20 protein-coding genes are annotated in these 22,908 nt (G+C 68.3%); 10 read left to right on the top strand and 10 right to left on the bottom strand.

Annotation, left to right across the window (positions count from 1 at the left end):
* Positions 1-70: 70 nt before the first annotated feature.
* Positions 71-1,906 carry an acyl-CoA dehydrogenase gene (locus tag CA982_RS05145; protein WP_086534266.1) on the bottom strand — a complete coding sequence of 612 codons (1,836 nt, stop codon included), beginning with the start codon at positions 1,904-1,906 and terminating at the stop codon, positions 71-73.
* Positions 1,907-2,153: 247 nt separating this feature from the next.
* Between CA982_RS05145 and CA982_RS05140 the strand changes: the two genes are divergently transcribed.
* Positions 2,154-2,693 (top strand): Rv2253 family sensor-like surface protein, encoded by a 540-nt coding sequence (locus CA982_RS05140; RefSeq protein ID WP_086534265.1) that lies wholly within the window; start codon positions 2,154-2,156, stop codon positions 2,691-2,693.
* Positions 2,694-2,702: 9 nt separating this feature from the next.
* Here the strand turns inward: CA982_RS05140 and CA982_RS05135 are convergent, their stop codons facing one another.
* Together CA982_RS05135 and CA982_RS05130 are read right to left on the bottom strand one after the other, a co-directional pair.
* Positions 2,703-3,473, bottom strand: coding sequence for a deoxyribonuclease IV (locus tag CA982_RS05135; protein WP_086534264.1), 771 nt, complete (start codon positions 3,471-3,473; stop codon positions 2,703-2,705).
* A gap of 116 nt (positions 3,474-3,589) precedes the next feature.
* Positions 3,590-3,805 carry a hypothetical protein gene (locus CA982_RS05130; RefSeq protein WP_086534359.1) on the bottom strand — a complete coding sequence of 72 codons (216 nt, stop codon included), beginning with the start codon at positions 3,803-3,805 and terminating at the stop codon, positions 3,590-3,592.
* A 336-nt stretch (positions 3,806-4,141) separates the two neighbouring features.
* Between CA982_RS05130 and CA982_RS05125 the strand changes: the two genes are divergently transcribed.
* The 3 genes from CA982_RS05125 to CA982_RS05115 all read left to right on the top strand — a co-directional run bounded on the left by CA982_RS05125 (position 4,142) and on the right by CA982_RS05115 (position 6,580).
* Positions 4,142-5,320 (top strand): phosphatase PAP2 family protein, encoded by a 1,179-nt coding sequence (locus CA982_RS05125; RefSeq protein ID WP_244176139.1) that lies wholly within the window; start codon positions 4,142-4,144, stop codon positions 5,318-5,320.
* 17 nt (positions 5,321-5,337) lie between these two features.
* Entirely contained in the window at positions 5,338-5,811 is a 474-nt protein-coding gene (locus CA982_RS26545) for a hypothetical protein (RefSeq protein ID WP_086534263.1), read from the top strand.
* Between the two features lie 103 nt (positions 5,812-5,914).
* The gene (locus CA982_RS05115) at positions 5,915-6,580 is read left to right on the top strand and encodes a DUF305 domain-containing protein (protein ID WP_086534262.1); all 666 of its coding nucleotides are present in this window, start codon (positions 5,915-5,917) and stop codon (positions 6,578-6,580) included.
* An 82-nt stretch (positions 6,581-6,662) separates the two neighbouring features.
* Here the strand turns inward: CA982_RS05115 and CA982_RS05110 are convergent, their stop codons facing one another.
* A complete protein-coding gene (locus CA982_RS05110; protein WP_086534261.1) occupies positions 6,663-7,733 on the bottom strand; it encodes a DUF4185 domain-containing protein in 1,071 nt (356 codons plus the stop codon).
* Positions 7,734-7,810: 77 nt separating this feature from the next.
* Positions 7,811-8,689 carry an acyl-CoA thioesterase domain-containing protein gene (locus CA982_RS05105; protein WP_086534260.1) on the bottom strand — a complete coding sequence of 293 codons (879 nt, stop codon included), beginning with the start codon at positions 8,687-8,689 and terminating at the stop codon, positions 7,811-7,813.
* A 107-nt stretch (positions 8,690-8,796) separates the two neighbouring features.
* Between CA982_RS05105 and CA982_RS05100 the strand changes: the two genes are divergently transcribed.
* The gene (locus CA982_RS05100) at positions 8,797-9,384 is read left to right on the top strand and encodes an HdeD family acid-resistance protein (RefSeq protein WP_086534259.1); all 588 of its coding nucleotides are present in this window, start codon (positions 8,797-8,799) and stop codon (positions 9,382-9,384) included.
* A 213-nt stretch (positions 9,385-9,597) separates the two neighbouring features.
* Here CA982_RS05100 and CA982_RS05095 read toward each other — a convergent pair whose 3' ends face one another.
* Positions 9,598-13,464, bottom strand: a complete 3,867-nt coding sequence (locus tag CA982_RS05095; RefSeq protein WP_086534258.1) for a Pls/PosA family non-ribosomal peptide synthetase — start codon at positions 13,462-13,464, stop codon at positions 9,598-9,600.
* Positions 13,465-13,621: 157 nt separating this feature from the next.
* Here CA982_RS05095 and CA982_RS05090 point away from each other — a divergent pair, with 157 nt between their 5' ends.
* The 3 genes from CA982_RS05090 (at position 13,622) to CA982_RS05080 (ending at position 15,348) form a co-directional block, all read left to right on the top strand.
* Positions 13,622-14,596 carry an alpha/beta hydrolase gene (locus tag CA982_RS05090; protein WP_086534257.1) on the top strand — a complete coding sequence of 325 codons (975 nt, stop codon included), beginning with the start codon at positions 13,622-13,624 and terminating at the stop codon, positions 14,594-14,596.
* 4 nt (positions 14,597-14,600) lie between these two features.
* Positions 14,601-14,993, top strand: a complete 393-nt coding sequence (locus CA982_RS05085; protein ID WP_086534256.1) for a YidH family protein — start codon at positions 14,601-14,603, stop codon at positions 14,991-14,993.
* A 73-nt stretch (positions 14,994-15,066) separates the two neighbouring features.
* The gene (locus tag CA982_RS05080) at positions 15,067-15,348 is read left to right on the top strand and encodes a hypothetical protein (RefSeq protein ID WP_086534357.1); all 282 of its coding nucleotides are present in this window, start codon (positions 15,067-15,069) and stop codon (positions 15,346-15,348) included.
* Positions 15,349-15,592: 244 nt separating this feature from the next.
* Here the strand turns inward: CA982_RS05080 and CA982_RS05075 are convergent, their stop codons facing one another.
* From CA982_RS05075 to CA982_RS05065, 3 genes are all read right to left on the bottom strand, one after another.
* On the bottom strand, positions 15,593-17,509 hold the full coding sequence (locus tag CA982_RS05075) for an ABC transporter ATP-binding protein (protein ID WP_086534356.1): 1,917 nt from the start codon (positions 17,507-17,509) through the stop codon (positions 15,593-15,595).
* A 97-nt stretch (positions 17,510-17,606) separates the two neighbouring features.
* Positions 17,607-18,338 (bottom strand): biuret amidohydrolase, encoded by a 732-nt coding sequence (biuH, locus tag CA982_RS05070; protein ID WP_086534255.1) that lies wholly within the window; start codon positions 18,336-18,338, stop codon positions 17,607-17,609.
* A 203-nt stretch (positions 18,339-18,541) separates the two neighbouring features.
* Positions 18,542-19,894: a cytosine permease gene (locus tag CA982_RS05065; RefSeq protein ID WP_086534254.1), complete on the bottom strand. Its 1,353-nt coding sequence runs from the start codon at positions 19,892-19,894 to the stop codon at positions 18,542-18,544.
* A 187-nt stretch (positions 19,895-20,081) separates the two neighbouring features.
* On the opposite strand from CA982_RS05065, the gene CA982_RS05060 reads away from it, so the two are divergent.
* Together CA982_RS05060 and fgd are read left to right on the top strand one after the other, a co-directional pair.
* Complete coding sequence (locus CA982_RS05060) at positions 20,082-20,771, top strand: GntR family transcriptional regulator (RefSeq protein ID WP_086534253.1); 690 nt, start codon at positions 20,082-20,084, stop codon at positions 20,769-20,771.
* Positions 20,772-20,903: 132 nt separating this feature from the next.
* Positions 20,904-21,914 carry a glucose-6-phosphate dehydrogenase (coenzyme-F420) gene (gene fgd / locus CA982_RS05055; RefSeq protein ID WP_086534252.1) on the top strand — a complete coding sequence of 337 codons (1,011 nt, stop codon included), beginning with the start codon at positions 20,904-20,906 and terminating at the stop codon, positions 21,912-21,914.
* A gap of 70 nt (positions 21,915-21,984) precedes the next feature.
* Here the strand turns inward: fgd and CA982_RS05050 are convergent, their stop codons facing one another.
* A complete protein-coding gene (locus CA982_RS05050) occupies positions 21,985-22,884 on the bottom strand; it encodes a LysR family transcriptional regulator (RefSeq protein ID WP_086534251.1) in 900 nt (299 codons plus the stop codon).
* Positions 22,885-22,908: the final 24 nt, after the last annotated feature.

Raw genomic sequence — 22,908 nt, 5'->3', positions numbered from 1 at the left:
TTTTCGACGCAAAAAGAACTCCCACCGGCTGATTCGCCGGTGGGAGTTCTTGTCGAGTTCGTCGAGTAGCTCAGAAGGCCGCTTCGTCGAGCTCCATGATGTCGTTGTCGATGTTCTCGACGGTGACGCGGACGGAGGTGAGCAGCGGCAGCATGTTCTTGGCGAAGAAGCTGGCCACGGCGACCTTGCCCTCGTAGAAGGACTTGTCGGCGTCGGAGGCCCCGTTGTCGAGGGCGGCGAGGGCGACCTCGGACTGGCGGAGGAGCAGCCAGCCGATGAGCAGGTCGCCGACGGCCATCAGGAAGCGGACCGAACCGAGTCCGACCTTGTACAGCTCGGCCGAGTTCTCCTGTGCCGCCATCAGATCGTTGGTCAGCGAGGCGGCCATCGCCTGCACGTCGTCGAGAGCGGTCTTCAACAGCGCCCGCTCGGTCTTCAGCCGGCCGTTGCCCGCCTCGGAATCGATGAAGGTCTGGATCTGTCCGGCGACGTGTGCGAGGGCCTGGCCCTTGTCGCGGATGATCTTGCGGAAGAAGAAGTCCTGGGCCTGGATGGCCGTGGTGCCCTCGTACAGCGAGTCGATCTTCGAGTCACGGATGTACTGCTCGATCGGGTAGTCCTGGAGGAATCCCGAGCCGCCGAGCGTCTGCAGCGACTCGTGGCCGAGGGTGCCGTAGGCGCGCTCGGAGCCGACGCCCTTGACGATCGGGAGCAGCAGATCGTTGACGCGGTGGGCCATCTCGGGGTCGGCGCCGGAGACGATCTTCGCGGCGGCGGTGTCCTGGTGCGACGCGGTGTAGAGGTAGATCGCGCGCAGCCCCTCGGCGTAGGCCTTCTGGGTCATCAGCGAGCGACGCACATCAGGATGATGGGTGATCGACACGCGCGGTGCGGCCTTGTCGGTCATCTGGGTCATGTCCGCACCCTGGATACGCTCCTTGGCGTACTCGAGCGCGTTCAGGTAACCGGTCGACAGGGTCGAGATGGCCTTGGTGCCCACCATCATTCGCGCGTGTTCGATGACCTCGAACATCTGCGCGATGCCCTTGTGGACGTCGCCGACGAGCCAGCCCTTGGCGGGGGTGCCGTGCTGACCGAAGGTGACCTCACAGGTGGCCGACGCCTTGATGCCCATCTTGTGCTCGACGTTGGTGACGTGGACGCCGTTGCGCTCGCCGAGTTCGCCGGTCTCGAAGTCGAAATGGAACTTGGGCACGAAGAACAGGGAGAGACCCTTGGTGCCCGGCCCGGCACCCTCGGGGCGGGCGAGCACGAGGTGGAAGATGTTCTCGGTCATGTCCTGATCGGCCGAGGTGATGAAGCGCTTCACGCCGTCGATGTGCCAGGAGCCGTCTTCCTGCTCGACGGCCTTGGTGCGTCCGGCGCCCACATCGGAGCCGGCGTCGGGCTCGGTCAGCACCATGGTGGCGCCCCAACCGCGCTCGGAACAGATGGCGGCCCACTTCTTCTGCTCATCGGTGCCGTTGTTGTAGAAGATGTTGGCGAAGCCGGCGCCGGCGGCATACATGAACACGGGCGGGTTCGCGCCGAGGATCATCTCGCCGATCGCCCAGTACAGCGACCGCGGGGCGGGCAGTCCGCCGAGCTCCTCGGCGATGCCGATCTTGTCCCATCCGCCCTCGATCAGGGCGTTGTAGGACTTCTTGAACGACTCGGGGATCGTGACGCTGTGCTCGTCGGGATCGAAGACCGGGGGATTGCGGTCGGCGTCGACGAAGGACTCGGCGATCGGGCCCTCGGCCAGCGCGCGGACCTCGCGCAGCATGTCGACGGCGGTCTCGCGGTCGAGGTCACCGAAGTCGCCGGACTCCAGTACCTTGTCGAGCTCGAACAGTTCGAAGAGGTTGAACTGCAGGTCGCGCATGTTGCTCTTGTAATGGCCCATGGTGGTTCCTTGTCTGGTGTGGCCGTCTGCGTTGGCGTCCTCGGCCCGGTCCGATCGCTCACGGATGTTCGCGTACCGGCCGGTTGAGGGGGCTGTTCGGCTCGAGCTAAGTTACTCGCCGGTAACCATAGAATAGCCCCATATGTGCGCCGGATCAATCGGAAGATGTGTGATCTGCGCCCGAGGTCACGACGACGAGAATCGTCCAACGCCGACGCGCCGCCCGGATCTGCGCTCCAATGAGTGAATGCGTGCATCCCGTTCCACCGGCCGTCGAAACGCCCGGGTCGTTCCCGCGAGTGTCCTGGCCCTCATCCTCGCCCTGGCCGCCGGACTGCTGGCGAGCGTCGCCCCCGCCGATGCGGCGCCGAGGCCGACCTGGGACGGCGTGTACTCGCTCAAGCGGTTCGCGGCCTCCAAGACCGGGACCAGCCTGGCGGCACGGCAACGCGAACCGGATTTCTCCGACGACTACACCTTCGACACCGACTGTGTGCGCAGCCGATGCGTCGCGACCGTGGTCGGGGGTCCCAAGCCGGCCAATCCGACGCTGCCGCAGCCGCCGCGGTACACCTGGCAGAACGGTTCGTGGGTGCATAGGTACAGCTGGCAGTGGGATTGCTGGCAAGGGGTCGGCGTGCCGAAGGTGTGGCGTCCGGCGCGGTCGGTCGCGACCTACAAGCCGCAGAGCGACGGATCCCTGAAGGGCGTGTGGCGGACCACCATCTACGGCGGGCCCTGCCGGGGGACGGTCGTCATGAACGTTGCCGCCTACCCGGTCCGGTGACGTGACGGGCTACAGCGACTCGCGCAGATAGGCGAGGTCGTCGGGGATGCCGTCGCCGGGCGTCTCCAGGATGACCGGCGCACCCGCCGCCTCGGCGACCGCGACGAGTACCTCGGGGTCGATGTGGCCCGACGCGAGGTTCGCGTGCCGGTCGCGACCGGAGTCGAACTCGTCACGAGAGTTGTTGAGGTGCACCAGATCGATCCGGCCGGTGATCTGGCGGACCCGCTCGACGAGTCCGACGAGATCTTCGCCGCCCGCCCACGCGTGGCACGTGTCGAGGCAGAAACCCGCCTGGTCGAAGTCGCCGACGGCCTCCCACAGGCGGTCGATGGACTCCAGCGTGCGCGCCATCGCGTGGTCGCCGCCCGCGGTGTTCTCGATGAGGATCGGGACGCCGAAGCCGCCTTTGTCGACCTGGCGGTCGAAGAGCTTGCGCCAGTTGGCGAAACCCTCGGCGCTGTCCTCGCCGTCACGCAGATGGCCGCCGTGGACGACGAGGCCGAAGGCACCCAGCTCGGCGGCAGCGGCGGCCTGCTGTTCGACGGCTTTGCGCGACGGCATCCGCAGCCGGTTGTTCAGGCTCGCGACGTTGATCTGGTAGCTGGAGTGGACGACGACGTCGATGTCGGACTCGCGGAACTCCGCCGCGCGAGGGTTGGGCTGTGGCTTCTTCCAGCTCTGGGGGTCCGTGACGAACATCTGGAAGACGTCGATTCCGAGCTCGGCGGCCGTGGCCAGGGGGTCGGCGTCCTCGCGAAGATGTGCTCCGATGCGCATGCGACAACGATAGTTGCCGTCACCGACGGGCGGACGCCCCCGTCGACGTCGATCGGTGGACACGCCCGGGGCGGGATGCCCACCTCCGTCCGGTCTCTCCTCGACCCCGGCCCGGGCTACTCACCGACGCACGGCTCGGTCTCGATGGTGATCGGCACCCCGGGGGCGATGAGGAGCCGGCACGGCGCCGCGCTGTCGTGATAGAGGTTCAGCCACTCGTGTCCGCGGGTTCCGTCGGCGTAGACCGCGTCGAGAGTGCGATTCAGGCGGGCCTCCGCCTCCTTGTTGATGATGTAGCGCTGGTCGCCGTAGCGCAGGTAGCGATTGGGCACCGACACCTCCTTCAGGGGATCGACGCCTCCAGTGTGATCCACAACACCCCGTCCGGCGAGGCGTCCGCGAAAACCGCAGTCGGCGCGGGTCGGGTGCGCGGCACTCCGCCGAAACCGCCCGAATCCGACATGCCTGGCCGTCGGGGTGGCTCGCCAACGAGAGATGGCCATTACACTGACGGCAGGTTAAGTGGGTGGTTGCCCTGCGGGGTGTGACGGGCGGGATTGTGTCGGGTGAGTGTCGAGGAGACGGTGGGCGTCCCGCAGCCGGGCAGATCCGCCAAGCGCGACGAGCGCGAGAGCGCCGAGACGACCACCGCCACATCGGACTCCTCGATGGGCACCGACCGTGACGACACCGGCCGTGACGACACCGGCCCCGCCGGTGTCTCCCCGGTCCTCGACGATCTGGCCGCCGCTGCCGAGATGGAGGCCGACCCGGAGAGTCGTCGCGATCTGACGATGGTCCGACGCATCGCGATCGGCGCCTGGATCGTGCTGATGGCGGTGCACGTGGCGCTCTACGGGCTGGCCTTCGACCGCACCCGCCTGATCGTCCTGATGTGTCTCGGACTCGCGGCCGCCTGCATCGGCCGGCGCAAGTTCATCACGATCCTCATCGACTGGGCGCCGTTCGCGCTGATCCTGATCCTGTACGACTGGACGCGGGACGTCGCGCGCATCGTCGACATGCCCACCCACTGGCATCTGGCGATCGATTTCGACGCCTGGCTGACCGGTGGTGTCAACCCCACGGCGTGGCTGCAGGAGCACCTCAAACAGGCGAGCCCGCCCTGGTGGGAAGTCATCGTCAGCGTCGTCTACATGTCGTACTTCATCATCCCGTACGCGGTCGCGGCGGTGTTGTGGCTGAAGGATCGGGCGGCGTGGCGTCGCTACGCCGTGTGCTTCGTGGCGACGACCTTCCTCGCGCTCGTCGGCTACACGCTCGTCCCGGGCGCTCCGCCGTGGGCCGCCGCGCGATGCACCGCGGCCGAGGTCCAGGACTTCCCGCGCGACCCCATCTGCATGTACTCGCCCGAGGCGAAGGAACCGGGAGGTCTGCTCGGACCGCTCGACAACGAGTACCCGGACGCGAATCCGTACGTCGAGCGGATCTCCGCGCGCGGCTGGGGCTTCCTGAACATCCACGCGGCGTCGAACCTGGTCGAGGTGGGTCAGGGCAAGTCGAACCTGGTGGCGGCGATCCCGTCGCTGCACGCCGGTCTGACGATGCTCCTCGCGCTCTTCATGTGGCCACGGGTGAAGGCGTTGGGCAAAACACTGTTCATGGGTTATGCGCTCGCCATGGCGTTCGCCCTGGTGTACACCGCCGAGCACTACATCTTCGACATCGTGCTCGGGTGGGCACTGGCCGCGGCGGTGGTGGCGACGTACCAGATCGTCGACCGCAAGATACTGATCCCACGTCAGCGACGCCGAGCCGCCGAGCAGGCGGCCGAGTCGGACGACGCCGTCCCCGACGACGCCAGGGCGTCGACGCCGGCATCGTGACCTCGTAACCTGACATCGTGAGCCGCCGTCGTGGAACCGGTCGCGGCGCCGTCGTCCGGCGCCGCGGGTTCGTCCTGGTGCTCGCACTGGCCGTGATGCTGATGCACACGGTGGTGTCGGGTCACCCCGGCGCCGGGAGCGCAGCGAGCGGGCCGAGTCATGCAGGCGCCGGGAGCGCAGCGAGCGGGCCGGAAGAACACGACAGCGGGATGTCGCACCACGCGGACCATTCGGCGCTCACCGCGTCGTCGACGATGATCGCTGCCCCCGAGATGGCCGGAACCGACGACTGCGGCGAACACTCCCACGACTGCGTCTTCATCCGCGCTTCGGGGGTCGACCTGCCGGCCGTGGTTCTCGTCCTCCTCGTGTGGTCGCTCGCGGTGCTGCCGCGGATCGCCGACACCGCACGACGACGCACGACGGTCCTGGGTCGGCCGCCTCCGTGGGCCGTGTATTCCCATCTGCAACTACAGGTGATCCGCTGCTGAGGTGACCTCCGCGGACCGCTCGGTCCGCCGTGTTCTCATCTCTTCTCCACCCGGCCGGCCGTCGTGCTCGCCGGGTACCACGACAGCAGCAAGGAACTCACTCATGCACGCACACAACACCTCTCGACGCCGTATCCGCGCAGCATCCGGGATCGGACTGACTGCGGCGGCACTCATCGCGATCGCCGGCTGTTCGCCCGACGAGACGCCGAGCGACGCCGCATCCGGGGTCACCTCGACCGCCACCTCGACCGCGGAGTCCGCCACGACGTCCGCGTCGTCGTCGGCCGCGCACAACGAGGCCGACGTCGAATTCACCTCGACGATGATCGGACATCACCGCCAGGCTGTCGCGATGGCCGAACTCGTCGAGGGCCGGACCGACAATGCGGAACTGATCGCACTGGCGTCGAGGATCGAGAAGGCGCAGGATGCCGAGATCGGCCAGATGGAGGACCGGCTCGAGAGTTGGGGCGTCGACACCAGCGATCTCGACGACAGCCACGAGAACATGGGGCATGGTGGTCACTCCGCGATGCCCGGCATGCTCAGCCCGGACCAGATGACCGCCCTGCGGGACGCGCGCGGTACGGAATTCGACCGGCTGTGGCTCGAGGGCATGATCCGGCACCACGAGGGCGCCATCGCGATGGCTGACGCGGTACTCGCCGACGGCGTCGACCCGGCGACGAAAGCTCTTGCCCAGGAGGTCAAGAGGACTCAGCAAGCGGAGATCGATCAGATGAAGGGCATGCTCGGCCAGAGCTGATCGACACTGGAGACGGCGTCGGGGCGGTCGCATCCGGAAACGGACGTCGGCCGCCCCGACGTGTCGGTGGCAGTGGTCGAGATCAGCCGCGGCGCAGCGGGAGCCGCATGAGGTACACCTGGTACCCGATGGAGATCGAGTAGGTGAAGTACAGGGTGCTGCCCTTCGACCACGGATGGATGTAGGGCGCGTAACCCGTGTACGGGTCCACCGAGGGTGCGACGATCTCGCCGGAAGTCCATGGGCCCCAGGGGTTGTCGGCGGTCCGCAGGGTGACGCCGACGTCCTGGCTGGCCAGTGAGATGTACTTGCCGAGGTAGTCGTTCCACTGCACCGACAGTTCACCCGTCGGCGCGCCCATCACCGGGGTGGCGGCGTCGGGGTTGCCCGGAACCCACCGGCCGTAGGAGAAGTACTGCCACTTGCCGAGATGCTCGATGTCCTTCTCGTCCACGCGTGCGAGATAGACGCCGCCCCAGCGTCCGTCGGGGGTGCCGTAGTAGTAGACGGTCTTGCCGACCTTGAGGAAGGCGCCCATCTGGAACTTCTTGTTGCCGCCCCCGTTGGGGCGGAAGGCGTTCACCGCTCGCCAGTTCTCGCCGTTGTCCGAGGACGACACGAGACCGGCCCAGTTGGTGGTCCAGATGCCGGGCGAGTCCCAGCGCTTCACCGACATCACGGTCATGTACTGCTTGCCGTTGGCGGCCACGCCCGCGGTCGGGATGATGGTGACCTCGCGGCGCACATTCGGCTTCAGCAGACGCTTGGCGTGTCCGGGACGGCCGGCATGGGAAGTGAACGTCATGCCGTCGGCGAGGTAGGGATCCGTGCTGCGGAGCAGGACGTTGGACCGCCAGTAGAAGAGCTCGCCGTAGAGCAGGGACCAACCGTTGAACGACTGGGTGTCACCGAACGCGGTGAGGATCTCGCCGCGACCGTTGTCCCACATGACGCCCAGATCGGTGCCGACGATGTTGAACCGTCCGATGGTGTCGTTCATCGCGAACGGGCCGGTCAGCCGGTTGACGATGGTCGCCGGACCGTTGGCATAGCGGGCCGCGTGAGCGGGTGAGGCGGCCAGGGTGGTCGTCAGTGCAACAGCCAGTACGGAGACGACAAGACCCAGGAAGAGCCGTGAGAGGCGCCGTGTCATGGCCGTGACCTTATCAAGACCTGAGAGATATGTGTGAGGTGCACGACGTGCTTCGCGAGGCTGAAAGCCGTGCGGACTCAGGCTTCCCGATAGCGCTCCGAGGTGTCCACGGTGGTGAAGTCGATCTGCGCCGCCGCGTTGTTCACCGCGGTCACGAGCGCGGTCCCGAACATCCCCTCCGCGTCGTAGAGGCCCGCATTGCTGACCGAGACGCCGTCGTCCTCGATGTGGACGTCGGCCTCGACGCCGACCCGCTCGCCCGACGGCAGCCGGCTCAGGGCAACGGTCAGATCGCAGTTGATGAAGCCGATGCCGGTGCTGCCCCAGTTCGACACGAGGCTCGCGGACTCGGCGCTGACAACCGCGCGCTGGAAGGGGGTGAGCTTCTCACCCGCCACGATGGGCGCGGCGCGGGACCACATCCGTTTGCGGTGCCCGTTCTGGTGATTCGCCATGTCCTTCTCCCACTCGCCGACGGTGTCGTCCGCGGCGTCGGAGGCGAACCGGGGCGACAGGTCGTCGTCGGCGATGATCTCCGGTGCGCGGAAGGTGACCGCGTCCGCGGGCCGCTGCCACCGCTGTCCGGGCGGATTGGTCGAGGTGCGCAGGAACACCGTCGTGCCGCGGGCCACGACCACCTCGTCGGCGCCGTCGGGATGCTGCACCACGTCGACATCGACGACCCGGATGCGTCCGCCGGACCGGACGAGACGGACCCTCGTCGAGGTGACGATGTCACGCGCCGCCTTGAACAGGTCGATGGTGCACCGGGCGGGTACGAACTCGTCGTTCCCGAACTCGGCTTCGACGGCCCGCGCGGCGAGGCCGCACACCGCCGGGCCGTTCAGGGTCCCGGGTGCCCACAGGCTGGCAGCGAAGGTGGTCGGCCGGTACCGGAGTCCCTCGTCGGGCCGGCCGGTTGCGCTGATCGGCTCGAAGAAAGCGATGTTGGTCATCGTTACTTGTTACCCCCTGGTCACCCGCACCGACGACGACGGTCGGGTTTGTGCCAGTCCTGCGCGAATAGCGCGCCGGATCCTCCAGTGCCGGATAACCTCCCACCATGACTTTCGCCACGGTCTACACCAAACACTTCCCCGACGAACTGGTCGGTGCCGTGCGCACGGCACTCATCATCACGTCGATCGTCGGCATCGTGATCGGGGTCATCGCGATCCTGTGGCCCGGCCCGACCATCGTCGTGCTCGCGATCCTGTTCGCGATCTCGCTGATCATCGCCGGCATCTTCCGTATCTATCAGGCCTTCGCGGCGTCGTTCCTGAGCACCGGGGTCCGGGTGATGCTGGGCATCGTCGGCGCAATCGTGCTGCTGGCCGGTGTGATCGCGCTGTTCAGCCCGGGCGACGCGGTCTGGCTACTCGCGGTGTTCATCGGTATCGGCTGGATCTTCCAGGGCGTCGCCGACCTGTACGCGGCGATCACCAAATCGGGTCACGCCCCCACCTGGTTCCTGATCATCTCGGGCGTCATCGCGATCATCGCGGGCATCGTGATGATGGTGCTGCCCGCCTTCTCGCTCGAGGTACTCGCCTGGGTCGGCGGCATCATGCTCGTCGCACTGTCGATCGCCACGCTGCTCACGCTGCCGAAGAAGGTCGAGCAGCCGGTCGCCGGCGAGCCGGCGGTCTGAGCCGGAACTACGAAAGAGCCCGGTGCGCCCGGAGTGAGCCCTCTAACTGCTCCCTGAGGAGGCCGGAGCTTGCGGAGGCCGTCACGAAGGGTCCTGGCGAGGTGTGTCGCCAACCCTTCGTGGCTCGTCGCTTTCGCTCCTCGCTCCTCGCTCCTCGCTCCTCGCTCCTCAGGGAGCAGGGGCTGTGACCTGCGGTTATGCGGTCCCTTCGGATCAGCGCGGCCAGGGAGCGATGGGGTTCCCCTGCCAGCGGGTGTGAGCCGGGACCACGTCGCCGCGCATGACCAGCGACGCCGGCCCGACGGTCGCCGAGTCGCCGAGTCCGGATGCGGGCAGGGCGACGCAGTGCGGGCCGAGGGTCGCACCCGCCCCGAGCGTGACGCGGTCGATGGCCATGACGCGGTCGTGGAACAGATGGGTCTGGACCACGCAGCCGCGTTGCACGGTCGCGCCGTCGCCGAGGGTGACGAGGTCGGCCTCGGGAAGCCAGTAGGTCTCGCACCAGACGCCGCGGCCGATCTTCGCGCCGAGCATCCGCAGCCACAGATTGAGGATCGGCGTGCCGGTCGCGGCGTTGGCGAACCAGGGGGCCGCAACGGTCTCCACGAAGGCGTCGGACAGTTCGTTCCGCCAGACGAACGAGCTCCACAGCGGGTGCTCGCTGACCGTGATGCGGCCGACGACGAGCCATTTGGCCGCGGCGGCGGTGATGCAGGCGATCGCGCCGACGACCAGCAGGAGCAGGCCGCTCACCAGGGCCGCGACCCCATAGTGCACGTGCACCGCGACGTATTGCAGTGCGAGCAGCAGCCCGACGCCCAGCCCGAACGACACCATCACCGGCACCAGACGCAGCGTCTCGATGAGTGAGCGGGCGATCTTCAGCGTCGCCGGCGGGTCGAACGTGCGCGAGGTGTCGATCTCGGCGGCGGTCCGCCGTAGGCGCACCGGCGGGCTGCCGAGCCAGCTCGATCCCGACTTCGCGCGATCGGGCGTCGCCGACAACACCGCCACCAGACCGTTCTTGGGGACCTTGCGTCCGGGCCCGGTCATGCCGGAGTTGCCGAGGAAGGATCGCTTGCCGATCTTCGCCTCGTCGATGTGCAGCCAGCCGCCGCCGAGTTCGTACGACGCGACCATCGTGTCGTCGGCGAGGAAGGCGCCGTCGCCGATGGTGGTGAACCGGGGGAGTACGAGTGCGGTGGAGATCTCGGTCCCCACACCCACCTTCGCACCGAGGATGCGGAACCAGGTCGGCGTCAGCAGGCTCGCGTACAGCGGGAACAGGTAGGTGCGCGCGGCGTCGAGAAGGCGCTCGGTGATCCAGACCTGCCAGCCGACACGGGAGCGGACCGGGTGGTATCCGGTGTGCAGGCCGATCGAGGCGAGCCGGACCAGGGCCGCGGTGATCGCGGCGAACACGAAGAGGCTCGTGACGGTGGCCGCGGGCAGCAGGATCAGCGCGCGAATCCCGGCGTCGCGCAACCGGTCCGCGGTCAGGGCCCAGGCCCCGATGACGGCCAGGCCTGATGCGAGCGAGAGGAGCGGTATCGCGGCCAGCCCCAGCGACGACAGTCCGTAGATCGGTACCCACCACGTCGCCCGGGGCGGTCGGTGGTCCGGCCAGGGGTGCTCGGCCTTCCCGATCTTGACCGCGGGCGAGCCGGCCCAGTGCTGGCGGGCCTTGACCCGGCCGAACACCGCCGACCCGGGGGCGACGACGGCGTCGCGGCCGACGACCGCGCCCGGGGTGAGCGTCGACCGTGCGCCGATCGAGGCCCCACGTTTGATGGCGATCTCGCCGATGTGGACGTCGTCGCCGTCGATCCACCAGCCGGAGATGTCGACCTCGGGTTCGACCGATGCGCCGTCGCCGACGGTGAGCAGTCCGGTCACCGGCGGGATGGTGTGCAGGTCGACGCCGCGACCGATCGTCGCCCCGAGAGCCCGGGCGAGATAGATCATCCACGGTGCCCCGGACAGGTTGGCGGCTCCGCTGGCATCGAGGAGCCGTTCGGCCACCCACAGACGCACATGGACGCTGCCGCCTCGCGGGTAGACGCCCGGAGTGACGCCGGCGAGGAGCACTCGGGCGCCGAGGGCCGCGATGCACATGCGTCCGGGTGGGGTGATGACGACCAGGAAGGCTGCCAGCAGGACCCACCAGTTGATCTCGACCAGCCACTCGACCGTGCGGTTCATCCGCTCGGCGGCGAGCACCGCGAGGTTGTTGACCACGCCGAGCCACGTCGCCCACTGCAATCCGGTGAGCGTCGTCAACGGGAGGGTGAGTGCCAGCTGCGCCAGCCCGGCCGAGCGCGGGGTCGGTTCGATGTGGCGTTCGTCGACGCTCGTCGTCGGGCGACGCGCGTCGAGCATCTCGGCCATGGACCCCAGGCGAGGATGGTCGTAGAGGTCGGCCACCGAGATGTCGGGGTACCGTTCGCGCACCGCGGTGACGAGCTGTGCGGCCGCCAGCGACCCGCCGCCCTCGGCGAAGAAGTCGACGTCCGGGCTGGAGACGGTCAAGCCGAGGACATCGGTCCACAGTTGCGCCAGCCACAGCTCGGTCTCACTGAGTTCTACATCGTCATCCACTGGTCTGCTGCTGCCCGGCAGGGGCCAGGGCAGCGCATCACGATCAACCTTTCCCGAAGTGCGCGTAGGCAGTTCGTCGACAACGGCCAGGGTGGGAACCATCGCGGCGGGCAGTTGGCGCCGCAACTCGGCGTGCGCGTCGGCGACGTCGAAGGCGGGATCGGCCGACACCAGGTAACCGACGAGGAGACTGTTGCCCGCCGCGGACTTGCGGACCGCGGCCGCGGCCCCGCTCACCCCGGGCAGGTTCTGCAGTGCGTTGTCGATCTCACCGAGTTCGATACGCCGGCCGCCGACCTTCACCTGGTCGTCGGCGCGGCCCATGAACAACAGGCCCGCGGTGTCCAGGCGCACCAGATCGCCACTGCGATAGGCGCGTTCCCAGCCGAGGGTCGGCATCGGCGCGTACTTCTCCGCGTCCTTCGCGGGATCGAGATATCGGGCCAGGCCGACGCCGCCGATCACCAGCTCGCCGACCTCGCCTTCGTCCACCGGTTGTCCCTGGGCGTCGACGACCGCGAGATCCCAGCCGCGCAACGGCAATCCGATACGTACCGGGCCGTCGCCGCCCAACGGTGCGGCGCAGGCCACGACCGTTGCCTCGGTCGGGCCGTAGGTGTTCCACACCTCGCGCCCCGGGACGGCGAGCCGGTCGGCGAGTTCGGGCGGGCAGGCCTCGCCGCCGAAGATCAACAGCCGCACCGCTTCCAGGGCTTCCGGCGGCCACAGCGAGGCCAGGGTGGGCACCGTCGACACGACGGTGATGTCGCGCGCTACCAGCCACGGCCCGAGATCCATGCCGCTGCGGACCAGCGAGCGCGGTGCGGGCACCAGGCACGCACCGTTGCGCCACGCGAGCCACATCTCCTCGCACGAGGCATCGAAGGCGACCGACAATCCGGCCAGGACCCGGTCGTGCGGACCGATCGGGGCGTCCGGCAGGAACATCGCCGCCTCGGCGTCGACGAAGGCCGCGGCGTTGCGGTGGGTGACCGCGACGCCCTTGGGCTTCCCGGTTGACCCGGAGGTGAAGATGATCCACGCGTCGTCGTCGGGCGTCGGGCGGGCCGGGGGTTCCGCGGGAGTGGGCGTCGATCTCGTCGAACGGGGTCCGTCGGCGTCGACGATGGCGTCGACACCGGCCTCGCCGAAGACGAGTTCGGCGCGCTCGTCCGGGTCGTCGGCATCGACCGGGACGTACGCGGCACCCGCATAGAGGGTCGCCAGGATCGCCACGTAGAGGTCTCGCGAGCCCGAGGGCATCCGGATGCCGACCCGGCTGCCGCGCCCGACGCCGACCTCGCCGAGGCGCGCGACGGTGCGGCGGACCACGGCCAGCAACTGGCCGTAGGTCAGGGTCATCTCACCGTCGTCGATGGCCGCCGCGTCCGGGTGTGCTCGCGCGGTGGCGGTGAGGACATCGCAGAGGGTGCGAGGGGGGTCTGCCTGCGCAGACAGCAGGAACTGGGGTGGAATCGGCACCTAACCGGCACCTGCCGGGCACATCCGCGATCTGGTCACGAGTCCGAGAATATAGCCGACGAAGGTGACCGACAGACCTCGACACAGTGAACGGCGACCCCGACGAACGTACTGAAACGGACGGCCGTGAGGTGTAGCTTCGGGCCAGGAGGATCTGATGCCCATCGTTCACCACCGTCGGCCGAGCCTTCGGTCGTTCCCCATGTGGTTCGGAGCACGCGTGTTCCTGAAGCCGACACTGGCGTTGTGGCCGGTCAACAAGCAGGGGCTGGCGGGACTGTTCCTCATCGACCGGCTCATGGCGGTCGGGCCCAAGCCCCGGGGTGTGGTCCGCGAGCAACTGGTCCTGGCCGGTCGTCCGGCCGAGCTGATCATGCCGGTCGGACCGTCCCGCCGGGACAGCGATACCGCCATGCTCTATCTGCACGGCGGCGCCTTCGTCGTCTGCGGACTCGGTACACACCGGTCGATAGCCGCACGGATGGCGCGAGCCTGTGAGGTGCCGGTGTTCTCGCTGGAGTACCGCCAGCTGCCGAAGGCGGGTGTCGGCACCTCCGTCGTCGACGCCGTCGACGCCTATGCCGAGCTGATCAACGAGCGGGGCTTCCGCCGGGTCATCGTCGCCGGGGACTCGGCTGGCGGCTTCCTGGCCGCGAAGGTCGTCGAGGCGGCCGTCACGCGGGGACTGCCCACGCCGGCGGCGCTGATCGGTTTCTCGCCGCTGCTCGACATGGATCTCGGCATCCATCCGGACCGGTCCAGCCGCTCTGACGCCTACCTGCCCAAGTCCAAGATGGCGCGCCTGGCGCCGCAGTTCGACCAGGGCCCCGTCGAGCTCACCGGGGTCCGGCGTATCGCCGACGCCGACCTCACGTCCTTCCCGCCGACCGTGCTCGTGGCGGCCGAGGGGGAGATGCTCGAGCCCGATGTCATCGACCTCGTCGAATCGCTGGACGAGGCGGGCGTCACCGCGGTGGCGCACAGTTACGCTTGGCAGGTACACGCGTTTCCGGTGCTGAGCGCACATCACCCGGAGACCCTGGACGCGGTCGAGGTGACCGCGGCCTTCGCCGCCGAAGCGATCCGAGAGGGCAAGACCACTGACGAACGAACGGGTAAGCGGGCCGGCTGACGGTGTGAACGCTCCGGCTCCCGCGCCGTCGGGCCCGTCGTACGCCGACGAGCTGGAGATCAGACCGCCCGGCGCGGTGGACGCCCGCTTCACCCTCGCCGCCGAGCGCACGCTGCTCGCGTGGGTCCGGACCGCGCTCGGTTTCATCGCCGCCGGTATCGCCGTCGTCTACCTCTCACCCGACGAGACCACTCCGCTGCTCGACATCGTGCTGGGTGTTCTGATGGTCGGGCTGGGTGCCTCGCTGGCGGTTCTCGGCGCCTGGCGGTGGCGGCGGACGTCGCGGGCGCTGGTCACCGGTGGCGATATGCCGGGGCCGCGGCAGGTCATGCTCGTGGTCGCTGCGATAGTGATGGTGGCCGTCCTCGTCGCGGTTGTCATGGTGATCCAGTCCTGAATTGCCCCACCACGACATCGTTCACGGCGGGACGGGCCGAGACAGCAGCCATCCCCGAATGCAGGAGATCATCGTGACCACCGGCCCCGACTTCTCGCGGAGCGCGCAGACGTTCTCGATGACGCTGACCATCGTCGGCGCGACCATCCTCATCTTCTGCATCGGCTGGCTGACCGTCGGCTGGTGGCAGGAGGGCCGATGGTTCTGGGTGGCGGTCGGGATCGCCGTGGTGGTCGTCAACATCGTGCTGATCGCCATGCAGCTCCGGCGCCGCCTCGGGGAACGGGTCAAGGACGCCGACGACCGTCCCCGCCGCCGCGGGTTGATCGACAACTTCGACGACCTCGACGACTGAATCCACCACGGTCCCTGACGAGACCCTTCGTGGCTCGCTTCGCTCGCACCTCAGGGAGCAGGAAATCGGACCCTCTCTGGACGCACGGGGCCGGCGTCTGCCCCTGCTCCCTGAGGAGCGGTCGGAGTTTGCGGGGTCGGTGTCTGCCCCTGCTGCCTGAGGAGCGGTCGGAGTTTGCGGGGTCGGTGTCTGCTCCTGCTGCCTGAGGAGCGGTCGGAGTTTGCGGAGGCCGCGTCACGAAGGGTCACGCGGTCAGCGAATCCGAGTCCTCGGGGTCGTCCTCGGCGAACTGCGTGCGGTAGAGCTCGGCGTAGCGTCCGTTGCGGGCGAGGAGCGTCGGGTGATCACCGCGCTCGACGACGCGCCCACCTTCGAGTACGACGATCTCGTCGGCGGCCCGGATCGTCGAGAGCCGGTGGGCGATGACGATCGAGGTCCGCCCCTCGAGCGCCTCGCCGAGCGCCTCCTGAACCGCCGCCTCCGACGTCGAGTCGAGATGTGCGGTCGCCTCGTCGAGGATGACGACCGACGGCTGGGCGAGGAGCAGACGGGCGATCGTCATCCGTTGCCGCTCACCGCCGGACAGTCGGTAGCCGCGTTCGCCGACAACCGTGTCCAGTCCATCGGGCAGCGAGCCGACGAGGCCGTCGAGCCGAGCGCGCCGGAGCGCGTCCCAGATCTCGTCGTCGGAGGTGTCGGGCTGCGCGAGAACGAGGTTGGCGCGGATGGTGTCGTGGAAGAGGTGGCCGTCCTGGGTGACGAGGCCGACCGTCCGGTGCACTGACGCGGTCTGCAACCGGCGGATGTCCACTCCGGCGAGCTGGATCGAGCCCTCGTCGACGTCGTAGAGGCGGGTCGCGAGACTCGCGATCGTCGACTTCCCGGCACCTGAACTGCCCACGAGGGCCACCATGCTTCCGGCCGGGACGTCGAGGTCGACGTTGTGCAGCACCGTCGTCCCGGCTCGATTGTCCAGCTGGGCAACCTCTTCCAGCGAGGCCAGGGACACCTTGTCGGCCGCCGGATAGGCGAACGTGACGTCCTCGAACCGGACGGACACCGGCACGGGCCGCCCACTCTCGGTGCCGGGAACCGGGATCGCGTCCGGGGCGTCGGTGATGAGTGGCCGCAGATCGAGCACCTCGAAGACGCGCTCGAAACTGACCAGCGCACTCATGATCTCGACACGTGCATTCGCCAGGGCGGTCAGTGGCGCATACATCCGGGTCAGCAGCAGGGCCAATGACACGACCGCGCCCGCGGACAGATGATCCTGCACCGCAAGCCATCCGCCGAGTCCGTAGACCAGGGCGAGGGCGAGCGCGGAGACCAGCATCAGCGTCGTCATGAAGTACGCCTGCAGCATCGACCGGCGCACGCCGATGTCGCGGACGCGGTCGGCGCGTTCGGCGAACTCGCGCGACTCGAGGTCGGGGCGTCCGAAGAGTTTCACCAGCGTGGCACCGGGGGCGGAGAACCTCTCGGTCATCTGCGTCGACATCCGGGCGTTGTGCTCGGCGGCCTCGCGGGACAGCGCGGCCATGCGCCGGCCCATCCGCCGCGCCGGTACGACGAAGACCGGCAGCAGGATCAGCGCGAGCAGCGTGATCTGCCAGCTGATCGCGATCATCACCGCGAGGGTCAGGGTGAGCGTGACGATGTTGGACACGACGCCGGACAGGGTGTCGCTGAATGCGCGTTGGGCGCCGATGACGTCGTTGTTGAGCCGGCTCACCAGAGCGCCGGTGCGGGTACGGGTGAAGAACGCGACCGGCATCTGCTGCACGTGGTCGAAGACGGCTCGACGCAGATCGAGGATGAGGCCCTCGCCGATGTTCGCCGACAGCCACCGGACCCCGATTCCCGCGGCGGCCTCGGCGACGGCGATCAGCGCGATGGCGACCGCGAGTCCGACGATCATCGTCTCCGAGCCGCTCTCGGTGATGAGGTTGACGACCCGCCCGGCCAGCAGCGGGGTCACCACCGTGAGGACTGCGGTGAAGACCGACAGGACGAGGAACAAGGCGATACGACGCCGGTGGGGACGGGCGAACTCGCCGATGCGGCGGAGTGTCACCCGGCGGTCGCCCCGCAACCGCTTGCTGCTGGGCTGGGTGGCGGACTTGTACATCATGTCCCAGGCCACGGACTGCATGCTCATGATGTCCACGGTAGAACTTCAACCGAGCTTCAAGTCCAGTCTGTTCGCTGCCGGAGGAATCGCCGGGAGCGAACGCCTGGTTGTCGGCCGATCGGGACTAGACCGCGACCTCGACGGACACCGCGGCGCCCAGCACGTCGAGCAGGTCCGACGACGCGGCCACGGCACCGAAGACGCCGCCCTGCATCGTGACCATGTTCAGGGCAGCCTCGTGATTGGCGGGGTCGGTCGCGCCCGTGCAGTCCGAGAGGATGAGGCACTCGTAGCCGCGGTCGTTGGCCTCGCGCATCGTGGTGTGCACGCAGACGTCGGTCGTGATGCCGGTGAGGATGATGTGCGTGATCTCGTTGGTGCGCAGCACGAGGTCGAGGTCGGTCGCGTAGAAGGCGCCTTTGCCCGGTTTGTCGATGATGATCTCGCCGTCGAGGGGAGCGACCTCCGGGACGATCTGCCATCCCGGCTCGTCGCGGATCAGGATTCGGCCGCAGGGCCCGGTGGAGCCGATCTCGGCTCCGATCCGTCCCGACCGCCAGCGTTTGTTGGCCGGGAGGTCGGACAGGTCGGCGCGGTGTCCCTCTCGGGTGTGGATGATCGTGAGGCCGGCGTCGCGCGCCGCGGCCAGGACCCGGGCGGTGGGTTCGAGCGGCGCCCGGGTCAACGACAGGTCGTAGCCCATCGAATCGACGTACCCGCCGGGTCCGCAGAAGTCGGTCTGCCAGTCGATGCAGAGGAGTGCGGTGGCGGCGGGGTCGAAACCGCCGTCGTAGGGCCACGCATACGGCCGGGCGGCGCCTATCGTCGAAAACTTTTGTGGTGCAGCAGATGTCATGGTCGATTCCTGATTGTCGGGGAACTGCCGATGCCTGAGGTGCGAGGAGCGATGGCGACGGGATCTCGTTCTGCTACCTGAGGTGCGAGGAGCGATAGCGACGGGGTCTCGTTCTGCTCCCTGAGGTGCGAGGAGCGATAGCGACGAGATCTCGTTCTGCTCCCTGAGGTGCGAGGAGCGATAGCGACGAGCCTCGAAGGGCGTCAGACCGGAGCCGAGGCGGTGTCCTCGGCAGTGGCCGGTGCCGTGGTCGACGGAGCGGATGGTCGCCGGCTCAGGAGCGCGGCGAGGACACCGGACACGAGTATCCCCACCGCGACGACGCACAGAACCGGGGCGACATAGTGGGTGACGAGTGCTGCGATCGCGCCGCCGGCCCACGCGACGAACGATGGTGCGCGCCAGGCGGCCGGGGAGTCGGCCGATGCGGTCCGCCTCGTCCGTGGCAGCACCTGGTCGACGATCAGGACCGCGCCGAGCGGCGGGACGACGACGCCGAGCAGGTTGAGCCAGTCCTCGAAGTGCTGCCAGATGCCGGCGACCGCGAGCGCCACGCCGACGGCCCCGAGTGCGACGGTCAGGATGCGCATCCGGATGCCGGTGAGCTCGCTCCAGCCGACGGCGCCGTTGTAGAGGCAGTGCGTGCACACCGATCCGAGGTTGATGAACACGAAGGCGATCGCGATCGGGACCAGTACGCCGCCGTTGTCGATGAGGATGCCGAGGAACCCACCGCCGTTGGTGGCCGGATCGTCGCCTGCTCCCATTGCGACGATGACGCCGCCGATGGTCAGCGCGATGGTGTTGCCGACGGGGAAGGCGCTGAAGGCGGCGAGGAAGGCCTGCTTGCCGTTGACTGACCAGCGGGTGAAATCCGCTGTCATGGTTCCGGAGTCGGCGAACAGGGCGACCACGAGGGTGACCGCGGCACCGAAGGTGAGCGCGGTGGCGCCGGCGCCACCGGCGTAGGAGGTGAACTCCGCCGCGCCCGGCGCGGACGAGGCGTCGACGATGGCGAGGACGCCGAGGACGAGGTAGAGCGGCGCCGCGACGATGCCGATCACGGTCAGCGCCCGGATACCGAGCAGGGTCGCCGCCACGTACCCGACGCCGGCGAGCAGCGCGATCACCGTGGCGTTCCACCCCATGCTCGCCTCGAGTGTCGAACCGGTGAGGCCGGTCTGGAAGGCGAACCAGCCGATCACCACGGTGGTGAGGAAGGCCGCCGGGATGCGGTAGCCCTTCGCACCGAAGGTCCGGGCCGCCATCAGCGCGAAGTTCTCGCCGGTGCGTCCCGCCTGGTAGCTGAGCAGGCCGACGTAGGCCATCAGGATCAGGTTGCCGACCGCGATCGCGGCCATGCCCGGCCAGAATCCGAGCGAGTAGACGATCATGCCGCCGAAGACGGCGCAGGTGAGGATCATCGGGAACCCCAGCCACACCGACGACACCGCGAAGAGCGACTTGCGCGCCGATGCCGGGACCGGTCGGTCCTCGTACTCGTCGAACGTCGACGCGGCGGCGCCGGCGACCGGTATGTCTGCGGTAGAGCTCATGGTTCCTCCCGAACCTCGATGCAAGTTCCTATAGGAAACGCGGATATCGTCGCGCCCCGGTTGCGCCGTCGTTAACAGCGGATTAACCACGGCCGGGCCAAGGTCCATGCGAAGCACCGTTCGCGCCGACGACCGCACGCAGGCGTCGCCCATGCACGGAAAGGGCTGGTTCATATAGGATCTCGCCATGATCGAGCGCGGCGCCGTGGGCGCGACCCCCGCCCCCGCCGACCGCATCCGCGTCGACGTGGAGGAGGCCATCCTCTCCGGGCGGCTCGCGCCCGGCACGAGGATCAATGCCGACGAGCTCGCCCGGGAGTCCGGGGTCAGCCACATCCCCGTGCGGGAGGCTCTCCGGTCCCTGGAAGCCGAGGGGTGGGTCGTCCGTCGTCACAACCGCGGGACCTACGTCATGGAGCGGGACGCCGCCGAACTGTCGGACCTGTTCGAGGCGCGGCTCATCGTCGAGCGGAAGGCGGCGTGGCTTGCGGCGCAACGACGCACGGCCGCGCAACTCGACGGCCTCGTGCGCATCGTCGAGCGTCAGGATGCGACCACCGATGACGCGGTGCTGTCCGCCATCAATTGCGACTTCCATGTCGGGCTCGCCGGGTGTGCGCACAACCGCGTTCTCGAGTCGATGGTCGCCGACGTGAACAAGCGGGTTCGTTTCTACTACCTGCCGACCGCGGGCCGGCGGCACGACGTGTCGGTGGCCGAGCATCGCGCGATCCTCGACGCCGTGCGCGACCGCGACTCCGAGCGTGCGGCCGACCTGCTGGAGCGGCACATCGCCGACACGAGGGCCGGAGCGTCCCGGACGTTGACCGTCGGTGAGCTCGATGAGGCGGCTGCGGCCGGCAGGCACGCCGGCTGACGCGGTGACAGGCTGGCGACGCCGCTGTTTCCGGGCATGCTCTACGTTGGTATGCGAGGTCACAACACGATTCGGCGACTGACAGACCGGCCCGGGCCGGCGGTGCGGGCCGGTGGCAAAGGAGCGACGGACATGGCAGAACTCAAGCTCGGTTTCAAGGCATCGGCGGAGCAGTTCGATCCGCGCGAGCTGGTGGAGATCGCGGTCGCGGCCGAGGAGCACGGCATGGATTCGGTTGCGGTCAGCGATCACTTCCAGCCCTGGCGGCACAACGGCGGACACGCCCCGTTCTCGCTGGCCTGGATGGCCGCGGTCGGTGAGCGCACCAAGCGGGTCCAGATCGGCACCTCGGTGATGACCCCGACCTTCCGCTACAACCCCGCGGTCATCGCGCAGGCCTTCGCCACGATGGGCTGCCTGTACCCCGGGCGCATCATGCTCGGCGTCGGGACCGGCGAAGCGCTCAACGAGTACGCGACCGGATTCCAGGGCGAGTGGCCGGAGTTCAAGGAACGCTTCGCACGCCTGCGTGAGTCGATCACGCTCATGCGTGAGTTGTGGACCGGCGAGGAGATCAACTTCGACGGCGAGTACTACCACACGCAGGGCGCGTACATGTATGACATTCCCGAGCAACCGATCCCGGTCTACGTCGCCGCCGGCGGCCCGGTCGTCGCCCGCTACGCCGGGCGTGCCGGTGACGGATTCATCTGTACCTCCGGTAAGGGTCCTGAGCTCTACACCGAGAAGCTGCTGCCCGCCGTCGCCGAAGGCGCGGCAAAGGCCGAGCGCGATGTCGACACCATCGACAAGATGATCGAGATCAAGATCTCCTACGATCCCGATCCCGAACTGGCGCTGGAGAACACCCGGTTCTGGGCCCCGCTGTCGCTGACCCCGGAACAGAAGCACAGCGTCAACAGCTCCACCGAGATGGAACGTCTGGCCGACGAACTGCCGATCGAGCAGGTCGCCAAACGGTGGATCGTGTCCTCCGATCCCGACGAGGCCGTCGAGAAGGTCAAGTTCTACACCGACGCCGGACTCAACCACCTGGTCTTCCACGCCCCCGGACACGACCAGCAGCGGTTCCTGGAGAACTTCGAACGCGACCTCGCCCCACGCCTGCGCAAGCTCGCCTGACCCGTTCGCCCGGGGTTGTGCCTGCTCCCGCCGGCTGGGCCTGTTTCCCGCCGGCTGAGCCTGTCGAAGCCTATGAGACAGGTTGGGCGACAGCGGCGTCGAGCATGTCGAGCACGCGTCGGACCGGCGGTAGGTCGAGTCCGGCCTGGCGTACCCGGACCCGCACCTCGCGTGCGGGTGTGGGATCGACGATCGGGATCGACGCGACTCCGGGCGGCAGGTCGATGAGTGCGAGCCGGGGGACGACGGTGAGTCCGACCCCGGCCGCGACGAATCGGATCGCGGTCGGGTAATCCTGTGTCTCCACGCTGAAGTCGGGTACGAAGCCCACCGACGTGCACGCGTCCAGCAGGGCCTGCCGGCAGGGTCCGCGTGCCACGTCGTTGTCGACCCAGGGAACCTGGGACAGTTCGCGCAGGGTGACCGAGTCGAGCGCCGCCCACGGTGAATCCTCCGGCACGACTGCGTGATACGGGTCTGTGGTCAGTCGGCGACCGACGAAGCCGGCGACCTCGGGAGAGGGGTGTTGATTGTCCGCCACGTAGATCTCGATGTCGGGAGACGTCGACGAGGGTCCCATCAGTTCGATGAGGCGCAGATCGAGTCGCAGTCCGGGGAATTCGCGAGAGATCGCCGCGACGATCGGTGGGATCCAGGTGGTGCCGGCGGAGGCGAAGTAGTTGATGCGCAACTGGCCGAGGCGCCCGTCGCGCAGCTCCGAGATCAGACCGTCGACGCGGGCGATCTGTTCGAAGACGGTGTCGGACTCGCGCGCCAGGATGGTGCCTGCCTCGGTCGGCACGATGCCGCGCCCGTCTCGCTCCACCAGCGACAGCCCGGTCTCGCGTTGGAGCGTGGCGATGTGCTGACTGACCGCCGACGGTGTGTACCCGAGTGCCGTCGCGGCCCCGCCGATCGACTGCTCGCCGATGACCGAACGCAGGACCCGGAGACGGTGGATGTCGACCATGCGATGACAGTACAGCGACAACAC

The organism is Gordonia lacunae (genome assembly GCF_002149015.1).
Classification (GTDB): domain Bacteria; phylum Actinomycetota; class Actinomycetes; order Mycobacteriales; family Mycobacteriaceae; genus Gordonia; species Gordonia lacunae.
Note: the sequence above shows the minus strand (reverse complement) of the source record. Positions and strands in the feature narration are given on the sequence as shown.